The following is an 18145-nucleotide window of genomic DNA, read 5'->3' on the forward strand; positions in this document are numbered from 1 at the left end:
AATACTAAAAAAACGGGGGATTAGCTCAGCTGGCTAGAGCGCCTGCCTTGCACGCAGGAGGTCATCGGTTCGACTCCGATATTCTCCACAAAAAATTGATAATTGTTAATTTACAATTGTTAATTATAAACGTTCATTGACATATTGAAACAAGATACATGAAAATAAACTAGGTAAAACTAGAATTTATTTAAGTAATAATAATTTGGATTAATTAGAATCACCACGAGCGATATCTAATTAATCAATAATCAATAGGAAATATTCAATTGATTATAACTCATTAAAAAAGCAAAAAGTACAATAAGCTAAATAAGGGCGTATGGGGAATGCCTAGGCTCTCAGAGGCGATGAAGGACGTGATAAGCTGCGAAAAGCTACGGGGATCGGCACACACGAATTGATCCGTAGATATCCGAATGGGGCAACCCACTATATTGAAGATATAGTATCCGCAAGGAGGCGAACCCGGAGAACTGAAACATCTAAGTACCCGGAGGAGAAGAAAACAAAAGTGATTCCGTTAGTAGTGGCGAGCGAACGCGGATTAGCCCAAACCAATGTTGTTACGGCAATATTGGGGTTGTAGGACCACGAGATTAGAAGCATGATGAATTAGAACCCTTTGGAAAGAGGGGCCAAAGACGGTGATAGCCCGGTATAAGTAAAGATTGTGGATATAGTGGTATCCTGAGTAGTGCGGGACACGAGTAATCCTGTATGAAACAGTCGGGACCATCCGATAAGGCTAAATACTCCTGAGAGACCGATAGTGAACTAGTACCGTGAGGGAAAGGTGAAAAGAACCCTGAATAAGGGAGTGAAATAGAACCTGAAACCATACGCTTACAAGCGGTCGGAGCCCATTGGGGTGACGGCGTGCCTTTTGCATAATGAGCCTACGAGTTACCGTTGCTAGCAAGGTTAAGTACTTCAGGTATGGATCCGTAGCGAAAGCGAGTCTGAATAGGGCGTATAGTTAGTAGTGGTAGACGCGAAACCGTGTGATCTACCCATGGGCAGGTTGAAGCTGTAGTAACATACAGTGGAGGACCGAACCGGTTGACGTTGAAAAGTCTTCGGATGACCTGTGGGTAGGGGTGAAAGGCCAATCAAACTCGGAAATAGCTCGTACTCCCCGAAATGCATTTAGGTGCAGCGTTGCAACATAGTTTTATAGAGGTAGAGCTACTGATTGGATGCGGGGGCTTCACCGCCTACCAATTCCTGACAAACTCCGAATGCTATAAAATGTTTTGCAGCAGTGAGGGCATGGGTGCTAAGGTCCATGTCCGAGAGGGAAAGAACCCAGACCATCAGCTAAGGTCCCCAAATGTATGTTAAGTTGAAATAACGCGGTTGAACTGCTTTGACAGCTAGGATGTTGGCTTGGAAGCAGCCATTCATTTAAAGAGTGCGTAACAGCTCACTAGTCGAGCGGTTCGGCATGGATAATAATCGGGCATAAACATACTACCGAAGCTATGGATCACGCCTTAGGCGTGATGGTAGGGGAGCATTGTAGTGTCGTCGAAGGTGTTCTGTGAGGGATGCTGGAGAAGCTACAAAAGAAAATGTAGGCATAAGTAACGATAATGCGGGCGAGAAACCCGCACACCGAAAGACTAAGGTTTCCTCAGCTATGCTAATCAGCTGAGGGTTAGTCGGGACCTAACGCGAACCCGAAAGGGGTAGTGGATGGACAACTGGTTAATATTCCAGTACCTGCTCACAATAAAAGTGACGGAGGCGTATATTTGGTGCGAACTGACGGAATAGTTCGTTGAAGCGAGTAGTAATACCGCGATAGTACACTAAGACTTCGGTCACGGTGATAATCCAGAGAAGCGACTTCCAAGAAAAGCGAGTGAAGCAGCCCGTACCCTAAACCGACACAGGTAGTTGGGATGAGAATTCTAAGGTGCTCGAGAGATTCATGGCTAAGGAATTAGGCAAAATAGACTCGTAACTTCGGGAGAAGAGTCGCCACCCTTCGGGGTGGCCGCAGTGAAAAGGTCCAGGCGACTGTTTATCAAAAACACAGGGCTATGCTAAATTGAAAGATGATGTATATGGCCTGACACCTGCCCGGTGCTGGAAGGTTAAGTGGAGGGTTTAGCTTCGGCGAAGATCTCAAATGAAGCCCCAGTAAACGGCGGCCGTAACTATAACGGTCCTAAGGTAGCGAAATTCCTTGTCGGGTAAGTTCCGACCTGCACGAATGGTGCAACGATCTGGACACTGTCTCAGCCATGAGCTCGGTGAAATTGTAGTATCGGTGAAGATGCCGATTACCCGCTGTGGGACGAAAAGACCCCGTGCACCTTTACTATAGCTTAGTATTGGTTTTGGATAAGTAATGTGTAGGATAGGTGGGAGACTTTGAAGCGGCGTCGCCAGGCGTTGTGGAGTCATTGTTGAAATACCACCCTTTGCTTATCTAGAGTCTAACCTTCTTGTGAAGGGACAGTGCTTGGTGGGTAGTTTGACTGGGGTGGTCGCCTCCAAAAGAGTAACGGAGGCTTCTAAAGGTTCCCTCAGCACGCTTGGTAACCGTGCGTAGAGTGCAATGGCATAAGGGAGCTTGACTGAGAGACCTACAAGTCGATCAGGTACGAAAGTAGAGCATAGTGATCCGGTGGTTCCGCATGGAAGGGCCATCGCTCAAAGGATAAAAGGTACGCCGGGGATAACAGGCTGATCTCCCCCAAGAGCTCATATCGACGGGGGGGTTTGGCACCTCGATGTCGGCTCGTCACATCCTGGGGCTGGAGAAGGTCCCAAGGGTTGGGCTGTTCGCCCATTAAAGTGGCACGCGAGCTGGGTTCAGAACGTCGTGAGACAGTTCGGTCTCTATCTACAGTGGGCGTTAGAAATTTGAGTGGATCTGACTCTAGTACGAGAGGACCGAGTTGGACAAACCTCTGGTGTATCTGTTGTTCCGCCAGGAGCATTGCAGAGTAGCTACGTTTGGAAGGGATAAGCGCTGAAAGCATATAAGCGCGAAACCCACCACAAGATGAGATTTCTTTAAAGGGTCGTGAGAGATTATCACGTTGATAGGCTATAGGTGTAAAGGCAGTAATGTCATAGCCGAGTAGTACTAATAACCCATAGGCTTATTGTACGCCTGTTTTTTTAAAAGTTCAATATAATTATTAAGTATTCATGATCTTATTTCAATATGTTAAAATATTTATTCCCGTGTAAACGGGAATCTTTTCCAAGCTAAGGTAAAGGTTCTTTAAAGAGATTCCTGCCTACGCAGGAATTGAACAATTTAAGGTGGTTATAGCGATGGGGCTCACCTCTTACCATTCCGAACAGAGAAGTTAAGCCCATTAGCGCCGATGGTACTACATTAGTGGGAGAGTAGGTCGTTGCCTTTTTCAAATCCTCAACATTTATTTGTTGAGGATTTTTTATTCTTATTGGTTACTAGTTTGAAGTTTAAAGTTTCAGGTTGTTAGTACTTGAAACAAGAAACTTAAAACCAATAGTAAATAATAAATAATCAATTAACACTGACCTGGTAGCTCAGTTGGTAGAGCATCTCCCTTTTAAGGAGAGGGTCCTGGGTTCGAGCCCCAGCCCGGTCACAATACTACTAAAGCCTCATCCTTCTTGGACCGAGGCTTTTTTTTTGTTTGATACTTTAGTGATACTGGATGGAAATGCATTTTGAATTAGTTCCTAGCTTATCATTAACAACCAAATTTTCATAACCTTTTTATCTCAATTTTTTCATATAAAGTTTTTAAAAACCGAAACCTGCAAAATTTCCCGTATTGCAACCAATGGTAGCTATTTTGTATTCATCGTTTTTGAATATAAATTATGAATCAAAATTGGAGGATTTAAAAGGTATTCACTTTTCCAAATCAAAAGAACCTGCGGTCAAATCTATTCACCTTAAGATTATTAAATGTATTCTCATAAGATTTGGTGATATATCATGAAGAACTTATACTGAAGCTTTTCAGCTAAAAGAAAAATTCTTTGGGTTAAGACTTTCAAGGCAAAGGCCTTAGTTTAGATATAAATTAAAAACAAAACATGATGAACGTACAAGCATATTTAGCCTTTAATGGAGATTGCCATGAGGCTCTAAATTTTTATAGTGATATTTTCAATGCAGAAATAAAAAACAAGCAAACTTATGAAGATAGTAAGATTGATTTACCTAACTCGTATCGTAAAAAGCTACAACACGCCGAGTTAAAAGGAAAAGGAGTGCATTTTATGGCATATGATGCGGCTCCCGATACGCCTTTAAATCAAGGAACCAAAATTCATATGAGTGTCGATTTAAAAACACCAAATGAAGCCAAAAAGTTATTTCATGAACTATCGTCATCAGGTCAAGTACATCATGAATTTGAAGAAAGATCATGGGGTCATTTTGGACGATGTACTGATAAGTATGGAATCAATTGGATGGTAAATTGTAATAATCCGGATTAATTAAAAAAACATAAATCTTATGCAAATTATATTTGAGTACCACGATGTACAAGCTAGTGACTCGTTAGAAACATTAGCGCGTGAAAAGCTTGAAAACCTAGGAGAGAAATACGATATGGTTATTCGGGGCGATGTGTTTTTTAAATTAGAAAATACAACTTCGAATGATACAGGTAAAATATGTAATATCAGATTAAGTCTTCCTGGACCACGTTTATTTGCCGAATCGAGTCATGATAATTTTGTCGATTCCTTAACTGAATCTATAAGAGATCTAGAACGTCAGTTGCAAAAACGTAAGGAAAAAATGAAAACATTTTAATAAAATCAAACACTAAAATAATAATAGATGAACCCATCAGCAGTATTAGGAGCAACATCCAAACTTTTCAAAAATGAAAAAATGAAAATTGCATTTGTTGCATTACAACTTGGTTATTTAACCTATAAGTTTTTTCAAAATAAAAAGGAAATTCAACATTCAAAGATTTTAAACAAATAATAATATCAAACTTGTAAAATATAAATCCTGATATGCGATATTATAGTATCTCCTATCAGGATTTTTTACTTTTATTGAAGGAGGTAATCATGGTTAGTTTTTGGAATGTATTTCAAAATGAATGGGTTTGAAGGATCCACCATTACTGTCTTCAGCAGAACAAGCGGTTAGACAAACTATGAGATCCATAAGCGCTTCAAATGTCACATAATCACCAGCCCTAGAAGTTGGTGGTAATACGGATAACTTGCCTTTTTCATCAAATTGAACATTCATAAAAATATTAAATGCAGTTGGAATTTCGTCTTGTGTAATACCAAAAGGTTTCAAATTAGTGGTTAAATTTTCTAAACAACTTGGATGATAATCTGGGTTATTATACAAGATTATAAACGTTTCTGCACTGCAAGGCGCTAATAAAAAGTCGTTTCTTCCATTGGTGTCTTCTAAAATCTTCATCATTTTATGAGACCTATTACTCCACAAAAAATTCCCTGTTGTTAATAATATAGACGCTTCAAAATCTAAAGTTTTTCCAGATGATATTTTTTCTTTGGTATCACTAGAATTGAATAATACCATATCACTTACTTGTTGGCCTTGTGGATCTATAACCTTGAGAATATCACCTTTCTTTAAATGTATGGCTTTTCCGCTTTGCTTATTTATAATGTGTTGTTTGCTCATAAGATAATTAATGTTTAGATTGAAAAGGGCATATCCAATCTTTATCAACAGCCCGTCCGCTGTATTGTTTTGTTTCCGATTCCTGGCCGAAATCTTTTAAAACCGGATTGATATGTCCCTGCCATTCTTTATCACGGTTTCTAATGCGCTGTTTTATTTGATCGTAAGCTCCCATATCTCTTAATTTTTCAAATTGACTATGTAAGTTAAAAACTAGAGCAGGGTATGGGCTTTGTCTTGCTTTTCGTGAACTATTGGGATGTAAACCAATAATATAAAAGGCTTTGCCTTTAAGACTAAAGCTAAATTTTGGAGATTCTGGATTTTTACTCACTAGAGGATTCCAATCTGTATCATCTAAATCATGTAATTGTTGGAGTAGTGTCCATAATTGGGTTTCGAAGGCTATTTCTGTAGAAAATTCAGCTGAAGGAAAAACAGCTATAAACGATTCAAAAGTATTCGAATTGAAATTGTACTGTCTGATGTAATGTTCCAAATCCGATAATAAGGTTGACGCACAAGACTTATCGTCCATGCTTTCATAAATTCTGATGTGATGAGCACTTTTTGAAAATACAGCCTTAGCCATCACACAAGGATGTTCTTTATTGAGAATGAAATTTTTGAATTCGGTTTCAATCCGTTTGGTTTCAAGAATGGTATATTTATTTAAAGTCCCCATAATTTATAGTGTTTTTCTTTAGATCCATTTACAGGTGCAACATCATTAAAAGTGGCCAGTGTTGCTCTGTGAATTCTAATAGTGTATAGCACTAAATTATAGGAATATGTTATACTTTATAAATGCTAATGGGTTGATTATTAGCTCAAAACAGTTGTGAGGGTTAATTCGTTTTTTTCTTGCATAGCGTTACATTTAAGCGCAATACAGCAAAATTGTGTGTTTTTGTTTTGTTAATTTTAGCAGCAAACTAACTAAAGAAAAAGCATTTTAACCATGGCATTTAATAGATATATAAAACGAGCCGTTGTAGGTGGCGTCATTTCAATGGTTATTATCTTTTTGGGGACATTATTACTGGGGCAGTTATCAGGATACAAAGCCAAAATACTTATTGAAAATTCTATCGATGGTATAAACACTTTGTGTAACACAATTACTTTAGCTTCCGCAACGATTTTAGCATTATTATTAACCCTTCTTGGGGTTAGCAACACATCAAAGATTAAATCGGAACATTACAAACACATCCTGTTCATAGCCAAACTAGATACCATTGTTTTTGTAGCTTCCATGATATCTTTTCTATTATTTAATTTGCCCATCACAGATTCGGAGGAAATACCAGCATCATGGTTTTCAGTTATGTATTATAGTTCATTGACGCTTTCGAGTATTTTAAGCTCGGCATTAATTGTTGTAGTTTTAATGCTTAATAGCACTATAGTAAGTATTATACAAATTATGGGATTGGGTATAACCGATCATCCTTTGGCTATAGATAAAAAAAAGGATGAAAAATTAGAGGAGTAATCGCAATGATTAGCCTCCAATAATTTCCCCTCCATTTACATGAATAAATTGTCCGGTTATATAACTACTATCTTCACATGCTAAAAACACATAAGCGGGACCAACTTCACTAGGCTGGCCAGTACGACCTAAGGGTGTGTCTTTACCGAACTTAGAAACCTCATTAAAAGATGATATCACTAAAGGTGTCCAAATAGGTCCAGGAGCAACACCATTTACTCTAATTTTTTTCTCGGCCAACTGCGCCGATAATGATCGGGTGAAACTTACAATAGCACCTTTAGTACTTGCATAATCTACTAGGTGAGAGCTACCTCGGTAAGCTGTTACAGAACTCGTGTTTATAATAATATCATGGGCTTTAAGATGCTTTAGTGCGGCTTGTGCTAAATAGACGTATGGATAAAAATTCGTTTCAACAGTTTTGTGTAAATCTGCTTTAGTAATATCTAAAATAGAATCTTTAGGAAAATGTGTTGCCGCGTTATTCACCAATATATTCAATTGCCCGAAGGTTTTCAGGCACTTTTTCACGCTTTTTATACAATTTTCCTCCATTTTTAAATCGGTTTTAATAAGTAAACATTTGCGACCTTCATGTTCTACTTGTTCTTTAATTAAGTTGGCATCTTTATCTTCTTCGAGATAAACAAGGGCAATATCGGCGCCTTCTTTAGCAAAATGTAGTACTACGCTAGCACCTATGCCACTATCGCCGCCAGTCACTAAAGCTACTTTTCCTTTTAGTTTATTAGAACCCTTGTAATTTTTACGTATTAATTCGGGTTCGGGAGTCATTTTATGTTGCATTCCAGGTTTGGATTGCTCTTGCTCTGGAAATTTGTCTGGTTTTGCCATTTTTTATTTGTTTTAATTTGAATTTTATTTTGAAGTGCTCACGTTTTTATTGAGTCTTGAGCTTATTAAAATGTAAAGCATGATACCATTAAAAATTAAAGAAATGGCGTTACAAGTTATAATAGGCCAATCGTGTTTTAAAATACCATATACGACCCATAGGGCAACGCCAAGACATAAAATAATGTACATCCACGGACTCACATCTTGTACCTTACCTGTGCGTATGGCCTTTATAATTTGAGGCAATACGGCAACCGTGGTAAAAATGCTGGCTAAAATACCAATGGTTTGATCTAAGTCCATAGATGCTTGTTGCTTAATATTAAACAGGAATAGCCTCTACAACATCTAATCGTTTCCAATTACGGTGCTTTGCGATAGCTTCAATAAAGTCTTTTGGTTCGGTGTTTAGTGTAATACCGCTTCATCGTTTTTATATTCAGAAACATAGGTTTTATCAATTAAATCTTCCCCCTCATGATCGGCAGCAATAGCTTTACAGTGTTTAAAAGCTTCATTAATAAATTTGATATACTTTTTAGAAACTAAAAGGGATTCGATAGATTTTGCTCCACCGGGAATATACACGGCATCAAACAATACACTTTCTGTAGTACTAATGGCAGCATCTACTTTGTGTTTCATACCGTCGGTACAGGTTATGTTTCCGCCATGTGGCGCTATAATTTTTATGATAGCATCTTCGGCCTCTAACGCTTTAGTCATAGAATCAAAATCTTTCATCGAAAAACCATCGGCAGCCAATACGGCAATTTGTCTCGTAGCAATACTATTAAAATTGGTTTGAGATTGGCTTAAAGTAGGAGCTTTATCTAAATAGATTTTCTTTTTACTTGGTTGAAATTTTTCAACTTCAGCATCGGCACCTATGGCTTGGTTTATAGGTTGTTCTATAGATTTTGGAACCTCTAAACCTAAACCTTTAGATACATCTGCCGCTAGTTTTTCATCTACTTGCGATACCACCCATAGCATACGTTCCTGTATGTGCTGATGTTTACATTTTCCTAATTCAAAGGTATAGGCTTCCATAACATGCTTCTGTTCCCAGTCTGATAAACTGCGGTAGAATAAAGCGGGTTGTGAAAAGTGATCACTAAAGCTTTCACTTCGCGTACGTATTTTTTTTGCATCGATGCGCTCTTCGTAAGATGTGAATCCGCCTTCGGCCATTTTTGCTAGATGCGGACAACCACCACCCAAACTATTTGGAAAATAAGCTGTTTGTCCCTTAGGAATTTCGGTTTGCATGAGTCCGTCACGTTGGTTGTTATGAGTATCGCCAACTGGGCGGTTAATAGGAATTTGATGAAAATTGGGTCCGCCTAAACGTGATAATTGGGTGTCGCGATACGAGAATAAACGCCCTTGTAAAAGCGGATCGTTTGTAAAATCGATACCAGGTACGATATGTCCGGGTAAAAAGGCCACTTGTTCGGTTTCAGCAAAAAAGTTTTCAGGATTATGGTTTAAGGTCATTTTACCCACAATCTTTACCGGTACCATTTCCTCTGGAATCAATTTGGTAGGGTCCAACAAATCGAAATCGAATTTATGCTCGTCTTCTTCCGGAACAATTTGCAGTCCTAATTCCCATTCGGGATAATGTCCAGCCTCAATAGCTTCCCATAAATCGCGACGATGAAAATCGGCATCGGCACCACTAATTTTCACAGCCTCATCCCAAGTTACCGAATGCACGCCTAATTTCGGTTTCCAATGGAATTTTACAAAATGAGATTTTCCTTCCTTATTAATTAATCTGAAGGTATGAATACCAAAACCTTCCATCATACGTAAACTACGCGGAATGGCGCGGTCGCTCATTACCCAAATTTGATTGTGAAGCGTTTCGGTAGAACGGGAAATAAAATCGTAAAAGGTATCGTGTGCCGAAGCTGCTTGTGGGATTTCATTATTAGGTTCTGGTTTCACCGAATGAATTAAATCTGGAAACTTCATAGCATCTTGAATAAAAAAGATAGGCATGTTATTACCTACTAAATCCCAGGTTCCTTCATCAGTATAAAACTTTACGGCAAAACCTCTTACATCTCTAGCTAAATCGGTAGAACCTTTAGATCCTGCAACGGTTGAAAAACGTACAAACACGGGTGTTTTTCTAGAAGTGTCTGTAAAAATACCGGCTTTGGTGTACTCTTCGATACTTTCATACAATTCAAAAATACCATGAGCTCCGCTACCACGGGCGTGAACAATACGTTCTGGAATGCGCTCATGATCGAAACTGGTAATCTTCTCACGAAGTAGAAAGTCTTCTAATAAGGTTGAGCCTCGTTCTCCAGCTTTTAATGAATTATTGGTATCGTTAACTTTTAAGCCTTGATTGGTGGTCATGGTTTTTCCTTCCGATTCCTTATATGCAGATTTCAAGTATTTTATTTTTTTTGATTTTTGATTTTTTTCCTTTGCCATTGGTTCTAATTTTAAAGTGTTCTACAAGTCTTAATAATATGTTTGATTCACTTTCGAAAGTCTTAATTACCAGTGAGATATATTAACACGATGCATATTTTAATTAGCGCAATCAAAAAGAAATTTAAAAAACATATTTTGGCTTCATATTGTCATGATTTAGTAATTTGATAGCTACTATTTTTTGGACATATTAATATGTGTATGGCTTAAAATAAATAATAGGGAAGATGCTAAAAAGGGTCGCTAGCATTTTTGATATTCACAAAATAGCTCATCAGTATAAAAACGGATTAGGGCAAAACCGTTTGCTTTACAGTTAAAGACGTAAAGTGAATTACTGTAATTTTATCCTACATCCTAACAGATATTTAGGATGGATGAATAATTTAACTTTAAAAATTAAATATTATGAGAAGTCTAATTTGGTTAGTAGCCGTTATTTGTATTGTCGTTTGGATGTTAGGATTTTTTGGTATTGTGGCAGGATTAGCTACTGGTAGTTTAATACACATCCTATTAGTATTAGCTGTAATCGCTATTTTATATAACATTATTACTGGAAGAAAACCTTTATAATTTCTATAAAACTCTACCTCTAAAATATAAATGCGCTATGGCATTATAAAAAACCTGATTATCAGGTTGTGTTATAGCTGTAAAAGGATAGGCTGTCTGAAAAGTGAATAAAATTTGATGTATCCCATTGATCTTGCCGAATTTGTAATTGATTATTAATCAGTAAAATACAATGCGATAGGTTCAATACGTTGTCAAGTTACTTTTCAGATAGCTTTTTTTATGGATAAAAGGGGCAAAGATTTATTATGAATGTTAAAATTATTTTAAAAACGCGATTGAGTTAAAGTCCTTATTTCGAATGTTTTATTTTCAAAAAAAAGCTAGAATTATGAAAAGAATTACCCACCTTTTAATGTTAATAACAGTGATAACTTTTGCAGCCTGTAAATCTGAGGCCAAGAAAAAGCTAGAAGTTCCTGAACAAGAAAAAGAGATGATTTCTCAACAACCTGTCGATACGGTTCAGACGGCTATAGGTCCGCTAATCTTGCCCAAACCTTACGCCACAGAATCTGTAAGAAAGGAAAATAAACTTGTAGATTGGCCGGATGGCAAATTACCAACAGCACCCGAAGGTTTTACGGTAACCAAATTGGCTGATGGATTTGAGAATCCGCGATGGACGTACATTGCGCCAAATGGAGATATGTTTGTGTGTGAATCCAATACTAAAAACAGTGCCGGACGCATCACCTTATTAAGAGATGAAAATAATGATGGAACCATCGAATTGCGAGAAACCTTTCTCGACGAATTAAAACAACCACTAGGGATGTTAGTGATTAAAAATCATTTCTACGTGGCCAATACCGATGGCCTTTATAAATACCCTTATAAAAAAGGACAAACGAAATTAAAACCAAATAGTGGCGAAAAAATAGTAGAACTTCCTGCTGGTGGTTACAATAACCACTGGACGAGAAATATCATCACGAACAAAGCCCAAGATAAAATTTACATTTCTGTAGGTTCGGCAAGTAATGTTGGCGAATATGGGATGGAAGAAGAAATTCGTCGTGCCAATATTTTGGAAGTTGATTTAAATGGAGAAAATGAAAAAATATATGCTAGCGGATTAAGAAATCCGGTTGGGATGGATTGGAATCCTGTTAACGGTGCACTTTGGACTGCCGTAAACGAACGTGATAAAATTGGCGATAATTTGGTGCCCGATTATGTAACCAGCGTTAAAGAAGGTGGTTTTTATGGGTGGCCTTACGCTTATTATGGTGCCATTCCAGATCCGAGATTAAAAGGGGAAGCACCAGAATTAGTTGAAAAAACCATAGTGCCCGATGTATCTGTAGGACCACATACCGCATCTTTAGGCCTAACGTTTTACGATAAGGATAGCTTTCCTGAAAAATATAAAAATGGTATGTTTGTAGGACAACATGGTTCTTGGAACCGTTCGGTGCTTTCGGGGTATCGCGTGGTGTTTATTCCTTTTGAAAATGGTAAACCTACCTCGAAACCAGAAGATTTCCTTACCGGATTTATAGCCGAAGATAGCGATACCGAAGTTTATGGAAGACCCGTTTGTGTTGCCGTGACGCCATCAGGTGATTTATTAGTAAACGACGATTCTGGTAACACGGTTTGGAAAGTAAGTTACACCAAGTAGTTTTAATAACTAATTTTGAAATTCTATGACATGTTTACCATTAAACATCATGGCATTTATTTTTTTAATCGGACTTACAAACCCATTATGCGCACAACAGATTAGCGGGACGGTGACAGATAATTTAGATGCCCCCATTCCAAATGTGATGGTGCTTTTGAATGATAGAATGATTTCGGAAACAGATTCTGAAGGTGTCTTTACCTTATCCCATTCGTATCAACTGCCTTTAGAATTAAAATTTAAGCACCCCGATTTTTATATCAAATCATTTACCGTATCAGAAAATAATGAGGTGTTTAGGCTTACTGCTTTAAATCATAGTGAACATCTTAACGAGGTGATTATTTCATCAATCTATCAAAAGGAAAGTCAAGTTATTATTCCAACTTCTAAAATAACATCGGCTAAGTTTGAGGAGTATAGTCCCATTGATTTGGTTTCAGCCATGAATGAAACACCTGGCGTTTACGTGCAAAGCGGCGCTTTAAATACCAATAGAATAGTTATTCGTGGTGTGGGCTCTCGAACTTTGTATGGTACTAATAAAATTAGGGCTTACTACAACGGCATTCCCATAACTAACGGAACAGGATCAACCGATATAGATGCTTACAACCCTGAAGATATTGCCAATATGGAAATTGTAAAAGGGCCAAAAGCAACACAGTATGGCACCAATTTAGGTGGCACATTACTACTTAACTCGAAACAGGCTTTAGCAGGTGAAACTTTTGCTAAAAATGATCTTACTGTAGGTAGTTTTGGTTTAACAAAAAATAGTATATCGGTCGCTACGGCCAATGAAAAATTGGCTTTTAACTTGAATTACGACTACATGACCTCTGATGGTTTTCGGGATAATAACGCATACAACAGACAAACCGTGTTGTTAACCTCGCGATATAATTTCAATGAGAAAAATGACATTGGGGTCCTATTTAATTATACCGATTACGATGCGCAAATACCAAGTTCTATCAGTAAAACGGCTTTTGATGAAGACCCCACACAAGCGGCTTACACCTGGGGTGCTGCTCAAGGTTACGAAGCCAATAAAATTGTATTAGTAGGGCTAGATTATACCCATCGATTTTCGGAAACTTTTAGTAATACCACTTCAGTTTTTTACAATTACTTAGACCATTATGAGCCGCGGCCATTTAACATTCTAGATGAAATTACAAACGGTTACGGAGCAAGAACGCTTTTTGCCAAAGATTTTAATTTTTTTAAAAACACCGCAAATTTGAGCTTTGGGGGCGAACTTTATCAGGATCAATACCAATGGAAAACTATAGAGAATTTATATGAGGATAATAATGGAAATGGAAGCTTGGCAGGAGATTTACTAAGCGATAATATTGAAAATCGTAGTAATTTAAATGTGTTTGCCACGTTAACCTTGCCATTCACTCAAAAATTAAAAGCACAGTTGGGTATTAACATTAATAAAACTCAATATGATTTTATTGATGAATTTAATATAGGAGCAGATAATAAGGATGCTAACCGCAATTTCGACCCTATCTTTGCACCCAACCTCAATGTGTTATATCAATTTACTTCCAATGCTGAAGCTTATGTGAATGTAAGCCGCGGTTTTAATTACCCTTCTATTGAAGAAACACTAACACCCGAAGGTGTTATTAACCCAGATTTAGGTCCGGAAAAAGGTTTCAATTATGAAGTTGGAACCGAAATTTACTTCATTAAAAGAGCGATGCACATGCAGTTGTCGGCTTATTTGCTGGATATAGACGATTTACTCGTGGCCGATAGAGTAGGTGAAGATCAATACATTGGAAGAAATGCAGGTAAAACCCAACATAAGGGTATAGAACTCGCTATGTCTTACACGCACCATTTTAAAAACGGATTAAGAGTGTCACCATATATAAATGCTGAAATTACCGATAATAAATTTATAGATTTCGTAGATCGAGATCATGATTACTCAGGGAATGACCTTACCGGTGTACCTGATAACAAAGTTAACGGAGGAATACGTTTAGCATATAAAAACCTGAACTTCAATACTAATTTTCTACATATAGGCGAGATGCCAATGAACGATGCCAATACGCTTTATACCAATCCGTATACCGTTTTTAACGCCAAATTATCTTATAAAAATCATATTACCGATCACTTTTTTATAGGCGCAAACGTTGGTGTAAATAATTTCACTAACGAGGTTTATGCTTCATCCATTCTTATTAATGCTGTAGGATTTGGTGGTTCCGAACCACGTTATTATTACCCTGGAATGCCAAGAAATTGGTATGGAGGTATTAAAATAGGTTATGATATTTAAACTAGTAGATGGCTAACTCAATAAAGGAAAACTATAATAAAGTGGGTTTAGATATGTTTTACTTTTTTTACTAGATTTTCCGAAAGGTTAAACAGCCACTTTACTTGATCTGATACTAATTGTGTTTCGTGTAATTGGGATCGCATGGCTTCTGTAATAGGTAGACCTTCTTCTATTTCCTTGTCGCGCTCTTCGATTAAGTCATGAAAATAGTTTTCGTAACTACGCATAGCGTAATCTAATTCCTGACTTTCCAAATCTTGCTTTGAATCTTCGTTGTTTAATATCGCAATAGAATTAATTAAATTGAATAATATGTGTTTCACATATATTTCAAAATGCTTTGGTGCTTCTCCTGTTTCGTTCGTTCTTATATACATACCCAAAGAAGATAGTGAAGATAAGAAGGTGTTAAGAATGGTCGTTAATTCATATACCGTGGCACTGTCTTTTTGTTTAGACTTAGGTTCTTGTACTAGTCTTTGGTAAGCAGCATTTAGGTTGCCTATTTGTAAAAAGGCTTCCTTTCTGGCCAAACTATAGGTGGTTGGCGCTTCTCCTTTTTTATGATATAGTTTGTCTACTTCTTTTAAAAATTCCGATAAGCCTTCAATACTATGAGCGAAGAATTCCTTAATGTTTTTGGATTCCCAAGCTGGCCAAAAAAAGTAGTTCGCCAGGTAGGCTAATGTCGATCCTATGAGCGTGTCAATAACTCTAAATTTTATTACGGTTAATATATTGGGAGTCATTAGAGCATACATGAATATCACATAGAGCGTAATGAAAGCTGCGCCATTTCTATAGTTTTGCTTTACTAGTGAAAAACCTATAATTAATGATAAGGCCGCAATAATACCATAAACAATTGTATTTTGTGTGAGCAGGACTATGCCTACACCTACAGTAGCTCCAATAAGTGTGCCCACCACACGATGCTTGGTTCGCTCCTTGGTTAAACTATAACTTGGTCGCATGATTACTACAATGGTGAGTAAAATCCAATACGGTTGTTGCATTTCAATGACATGTCCTATTATAAATCCAATTAACATGGTTAATGTTAAGCGTATGGAATGTCTAAAGATTGGAGATTTAAAGCTAAAATTAGCCTTTAGCTTTTTAAAGTCGTAATCTTGTGGCGTTATAAACTGTTCGGCATCCTTAACGCCTCTAATTTTATCGTTTTTGGAGTAATTGTTTAAAATCCTCGCCATATCATTAAGATTGCTAATTTGCTTATCTTGATATGCTTTATAATTCAATAAAAATATTGTGCCTTCCCTTGATTCTGGTAATCCTACACTAAATTTATACTCATTAATATGATTTTCTATATTGTAAAGTAAAATTTTGAAATTGGTATGAAAGGAAAGTTTTTCAGCTTTTAAAATCACTTTAGATATATGATCTAATCGGTTTGAAATTTCAAAAATCAAATTTTGAAATTCATGTATGAGTTCTGAATGTTTCTCGAACAAGCCATCTAACTTATCATAATCAATAGTATTAGAAATGGCTAATTCATAAATCTCCATGATTTTTGCAAAGAAAAGCTGTTGCCTACGGGTTCTATTACTAAACCCAGAACTTAATCTTTTTTCAAATATGAGTTCTCTAATGGTTTCATGAAGCTCATTGATTTCGGTCTGTAGTTTGAATATTTCTTCAAAAAGAGCCGTTCTATCTTGGCTTTCCTCTAGGAGCTTTCCTCGTATTTTAATAAACGCAGATGTTTTTTCGAGTAACTGAACAAACATCGAATCTACTTCCACTTTAGGAAAGGTAATTTGCATTACAATCGTTAGGAATAGAAACCAAAATCCTCCTAAAGCTATAAATACAGAATGCTCAAAATTAGAGGTTTCTGTACTGTGTTGGGCAAAAGCTAATACGAGGGATAATAATCCAGATAAAGACACCAGGGAAGCTCTAAATCCGAAAACAGAGATGTAAGAAATTGCGAAAACAAGTACAACGAGTACAGGAATGAGAATATATAAATAGGCGCTAAAATAGCCTACTAAAAACGTTGTTATAAAGGTTAATATTATTGAAGCTAAAATGCCATAGAATTTATGCTTTAAACTTCCAGCTACATCAGATGGGGCACATAAAATAGCACCTAAAGCCATGCTAAAACCTATATCTAGTCTATCGTAAAAATAAATAGAAATAAAGACAGGGATTGCCATAGCAAAAGCGACTAAAAAAGCTTTTGTAAAATGGATGCTCTTAAAATATCGAAGTAAATTTTTAACCATATGCTACTTTATCCTTCAAATTTAAGAAGTAAATATTCAATCCATACATAGTTCATGTAAATAAATGTGTATGAAACCTGAATCGTACTTGTAAAAAGCGTGTGTATGAATTTTGAAGGATATTAGTATGTTTTAAATTTTATTAGGCAGTGTAATTGGTTGTTAATTAGTTGTATACGATGGTTTTAAAGGCTCTTTACCAATCATCTGTTTCCAACGATTTTGATGTATTTCCTTCTTTTATAGCTTTTTCTATTGAATCTAAAGTTAAGATTGCACGAAGATGAGATTTATAAAAAGTCTTTCCCATTACTGTTCTTTGTAAGGCTTTAGGATTAATAGGAAATGATTGTTTTACGTTTACAGATGAATTAGAAGTATAACCAAGACCATCACTAATATTTTTGTCATAAGTGGTTAAGGTTAGGATTACTCTAGCTCGACCTTCTTTAACATCGACTCTTGTAACATGCCAACAATTAATATAGGTAGTAAGTAATGATTCACTAATATGAATATTTTTATAAAGGCCTTTTCCTATTATAGTACCTAATTCTTTGTCCTTAGTTTCAATAACGGATTTTCCACTTCCATAGTTGTAAATAAAATAGCTTAAAGCTCTGGTGTAGATTTTCTCTTTTGATAATTCTGGCACTTCAATTATTCTTAAATAAGAGACATTCCCATTATCGTCTAACGACCATTGACCTTCAATTTCTGCTAACATTTTCTTAGTAGTCCTACTTTGGGCATTTGAGACTATTGTGAAAAAAGATAAGATTATAATAAGTGAAATATTTTTCATAATAATTTCTTTCTGATTTTAGCTAACAAATAAATAATCCAAAAAATGGATATCGATATGAAATCTCTATCAGAGCGAAAAACT

The 18145-nt window shown here is 36.7% G+C and carries 13 protein-coding genes, 2 tRNA genes, 2 rRNA genes and 1 pseudogene; 11 read left to right on the forward strand and 7 right to left on the reverse strand.

Going from position 1 to position 18145, the window contains the following annotated elements; genetic code table 11:
- Positions 1-14: 14 nt before the first annotated feature.
- From JJL45_RS08965 to JJL45_RS08995, 7 genes are all read left to right on the forward strand, one after another.
- A tRNA-Ala gene (locus JJL45_RS08965) sits at positions 15-88 on the forward strand.
- A 213-nt stretch (positions 89-301) separates the two neighbouring features.
- Positions 302-3127, forward strand: a 23S ribosomal RNA gene (locus tag JJL45_RS08970).
- A 154-nt stretch (positions 3128-3281) separates the two neighbouring features.
- Positions 3282-3389 (forward strand): 5S ribosomal RNA (gene rrf, locus JJL45_RS08975).
- A gap of 137 nt (positions 3390-3526) precedes the next feature.
- Positions 3527-3599, forward strand: a tRNA-Lys gene (locus JJL45_RS08980).
- Positions 3600-4056: 457 nt separating this feature from the next.
- Complete coding sequence (locus JJL45_RS08985; RefSeq protein WP_317047674.1) at positions 4057-4464, forward strand: VOC family protein; 408 nt, start codon at positions 4057-4059, stop codon at positions 4462-4464.
- A 19-nt stretch (positions 4465-4483) separates the two neighbouring features.
- Positions 4484-4786, forward strand: a complete 303-nt coding sequence (hpf, locus tag JJL45_RS08990) for a ribosome hibernation-promoting factor, HPF/YfiA family (RefSeq protein WP_068604564.1) — start codon at positions 4484-4486, stop codon at positions 4784-4786.
- A 27-nt stretch (positions 4787-4813) separates the two neighbouring features.
- Entirely contained in the window at positions 4814-4966 is a 153-nt protein-coding gene (locus JJL45_RS08995; protein ID WP_202664110.1) for a hypothetical protein, read from the forward strand.
- A gap of 93 nt (positions 4967-5059) precedes the next feature.
- Here the strand turns inward: JJL45_RS08995 and JJL45_RS09000 are convergent, their stop codons facing one another.
- Complete coding sequence (locus JJL45_RS09000; RefSeq protein ID WP_068604562.1) at positions 5060-5653, reverse strand: DUF1989 domain-containing protein; 594 nt, start codon at positions 5651-5653, stop codon at positions 5060-5062.
- Positions 5654-5660: 7 nt separating this feature from the next.
- Complete coding sequence (gntA, locus tag JJL45_RS09005) at positions 5661-6338, reverse strand: guanitoxin biosynthesis heme-dependent pre-guanitoxin N-hydroxylase GntA (RefSeq protein ID WP_068604560.1); 678 nt, start codon at positions 6336-6338, stop codon at positions 5661-5663.
- A gap of 276 nt (positions 6339-6614) precedes the next feature.
- Here gntA and JJL45_RS09010 point away from each other — a divergent pair, with 276 nt between their 5' ends.
- Positions 6615-7151: a hypothetical protein gene (locus JJL45_RS09010; protein ID WP_068604558.1), complete on the forward strand. Its 537-nt coding sequence runs from the start codon at positions 6615-6617 to the stop codon at positions 7149-7151.
- 9 nt (positions 7152-7160) lie between these two features.
- On the opposite strand, the gene JJL45_RS09015 is transcribed toward JJL45_RS09010, so the two are convergent.
- From JJL45_RS09015 to JJL45_RS09025, 3 genes and pseudogenes are all read right to left on the reverse strand, one after another.
- Entirely contained in the window at positions 7161-8009 is an 849-nt protein-coding gene (locus tag JJL45_RS09015; protein WP_068604556.1) for an SDR family oxidoreductase, read from the reverse strand.
- A 24-nt stretch (positions 8010-8033) separates the two neighbouring features.
- On the reverse strand, positions 8034-8315 hold the full coding sequence (locus JJL45_RS09020) for a SemiSWEET transporter (protein WP_068604554.1): 282 nt from the start codon (positions 8313-8315) through the stop codon (positions 8034-8036).
- 19 nt (positions 8316-8334) lie between these two features.
- Positions 8335-10469: pseudogene (locus JJL45_RS09025) on the reverse strand (catalase).
- Between the two features lie 411 nt (positions 10470-10880).
- On the opposite strand from JJL45_RS09025, the gene JJL45_RS09030 reads away from it, so the two are divergent.
- The 3 genes from JJL45_RS09030 to JJL45_RS09040 all read left to right on the forward strand — a co-directional run bounded on the left by JJL45_RS09030 (position 10881) and on the right by JJL45_RS09040 (position 14992).
- Complete coding sequence (locus JJL45_RS09030) at positions 10881-11048, forward strand: lmo0937 family membrane protein (RefSeq protein ID WP_157614146.1); 168 nt, start codon at positions 10881-10883, stop codon at positions 11046-11048.
- A 331-nt stretch (positions 11049-11379) separates the two neighbouring features.
- A complete protein-coding gene (locus tag JJL45_RS09035; RefSeq protein WP_068604575.1) occupies positions 11380-12675 on the forward strand; it encodes a PQQ-dependent sugar dehydrogenase in 1296 nt (431 codons plus the stop codon).
- A gap of 49 nt (positions 12676-12724) precedes the next feature.
- Positions 12725-14992: a TonB-dependent receptor family protein gene (locus tag JJL45_RS09040; RefSeq protein ID WP_242521380.1), complete on the forward strand. Its 2268-nt coding sequence runs from the start codon at positions 12725-12727 to the stop codon at positions 14990-14992.
- A 47-nt stretch (positions 14993-15039) separates the two neighbouring features.
- Here the strand turns inward: JJL45_RS09040 and JJL45_RS09045 are convergent, their stop codons facing one another.
- A complete protein-coding gene (locus JJL45_RS09045; protein ID WP_068604550.1) occupies positions 15040-17256 on the reverse strand; it encodes an FUSC family protein in 2217 nt (738 codons plus the stop codon).
- A 196-nt stretch (positions 17257-17452) separates the two neighbouring features.
- Positions 17453-18061 (reverse strand): DUF4468 domain-containing protein, encoded by a 609-nt coding sequence (locus JJL45_RS09050; protein WP_068604548.1) that lies wholly within the window; start codon positions 18059-18061, stop codon positions 17453-17455.
- Between the last annotated feature and the right edge of the window lie 84 nt (positions 18062-18145).

Source organism: Tamlana sp. s12, from assembly GCF_016767215.1.
Taxonomy (GTDB): Bacteria; Bacteroidota; Bacteroidia; order Flavobacteriales; family Flavobacteriaceae; genus Pseudotamlana; species Pseudotamlana agarivorans.

What these genes read in the sequence shown, in the direction of transcription:
- JJL45_RS08985 (WP_317047674.1), top strand. Translation starts at nt 4,057, where the DNA reads ATGATGAACGTACAAGCATATTTAGCCTTTAATGGAGATTGCCATGAG.
- gntA (WP_068604560.1), bottom strand. Translation starts at nt 6,338, where the DNA reads ATGGGGACTTTAAATAAATATACCATTCTTGAAACCAAACGGATTGAA.
- JJL45_RS08995 (WP_202664110.1), top strand. Translation starts at nt 4,814, where the DNA reads ATGAACCCATCAGCAGTATTAGGAGCAACATCCAAACTTTTCAAAAAT.
- JJL45_RS09035 (WP_068604575.1), top strand. Translation starts at nt 11,380, where the DNA reads ATGAAAAGAATTACCCACCTTTTAATGTTAATAACAGTGATAACTTTT.
- JJL45_RS09000 (WP_068604562.1), bottom strand. Translation starts at nt 5,653, where the DNA reads ATGAGCAAACAACACATTATAAATAAGCAAAGCGGAAAAGCCATACAT.
- JJL45_RS09040 (WP_242521380.1), top strand. Translation starts at nt 12,725, where the DNA reads ATGGCATTTATTTTTTTAATCGGACTTACAAACCCATTATGCGCACAA.
- JJL45_RS09050 (WP_068604548.1), bottom strand. Translation starts at nt 18,061, where the DNA reads ATGAAAAATATTTCACTTATTATAATCTTATCTTTTTTCACAATAGTC.
- JJL45_RS09010 (WP_068604558.1), top strand. Translation starts at nt 6,615, where the DNA reads ATGGCATTTAATAGATATATAAAACGAGCCGTTGTAGGTGGCGTCATT.
- JJL45_RS09015 (WP_068604556.1), bottom strand. Translation starts at nt 8,009, where the DNA reads ATGGCAAAACCAGACAAATTTCCAGAGCAAGAGCAATCCAAACCTGGA.
- JJL45_RS09030 (WP_157614146.1), top strand. Translation starts at nt 10,881, where the DNA reads ATGAGAAGTCTAATTTGGTTAGTAGCCGTTATTTGTATTGTCGTTTGG.
- JJL45_RS09045 (WP_068604550.1), bottom strand. Translation starts at nt 17,256, where the DNA reads ATGGTTAAAAATTTACTTCGATATTTTAAGAGCATCCATTTTACAAAA.
- JJL45_RS09020 (WP_068604554.1), bottom strand. Translation starts at nt 8,315, where the DNA reads ATGGACTTAGATCAAACCATTGGTATTTTAGCCAGCATTTTTACCACG.
- hpf (WP_068604564.1), top strand. Translation starts at nt 4,484, where the DNA reads ATGCAAATTATATTTGAGTACCACGATGTACAAGCTAGTGACTCGTTA.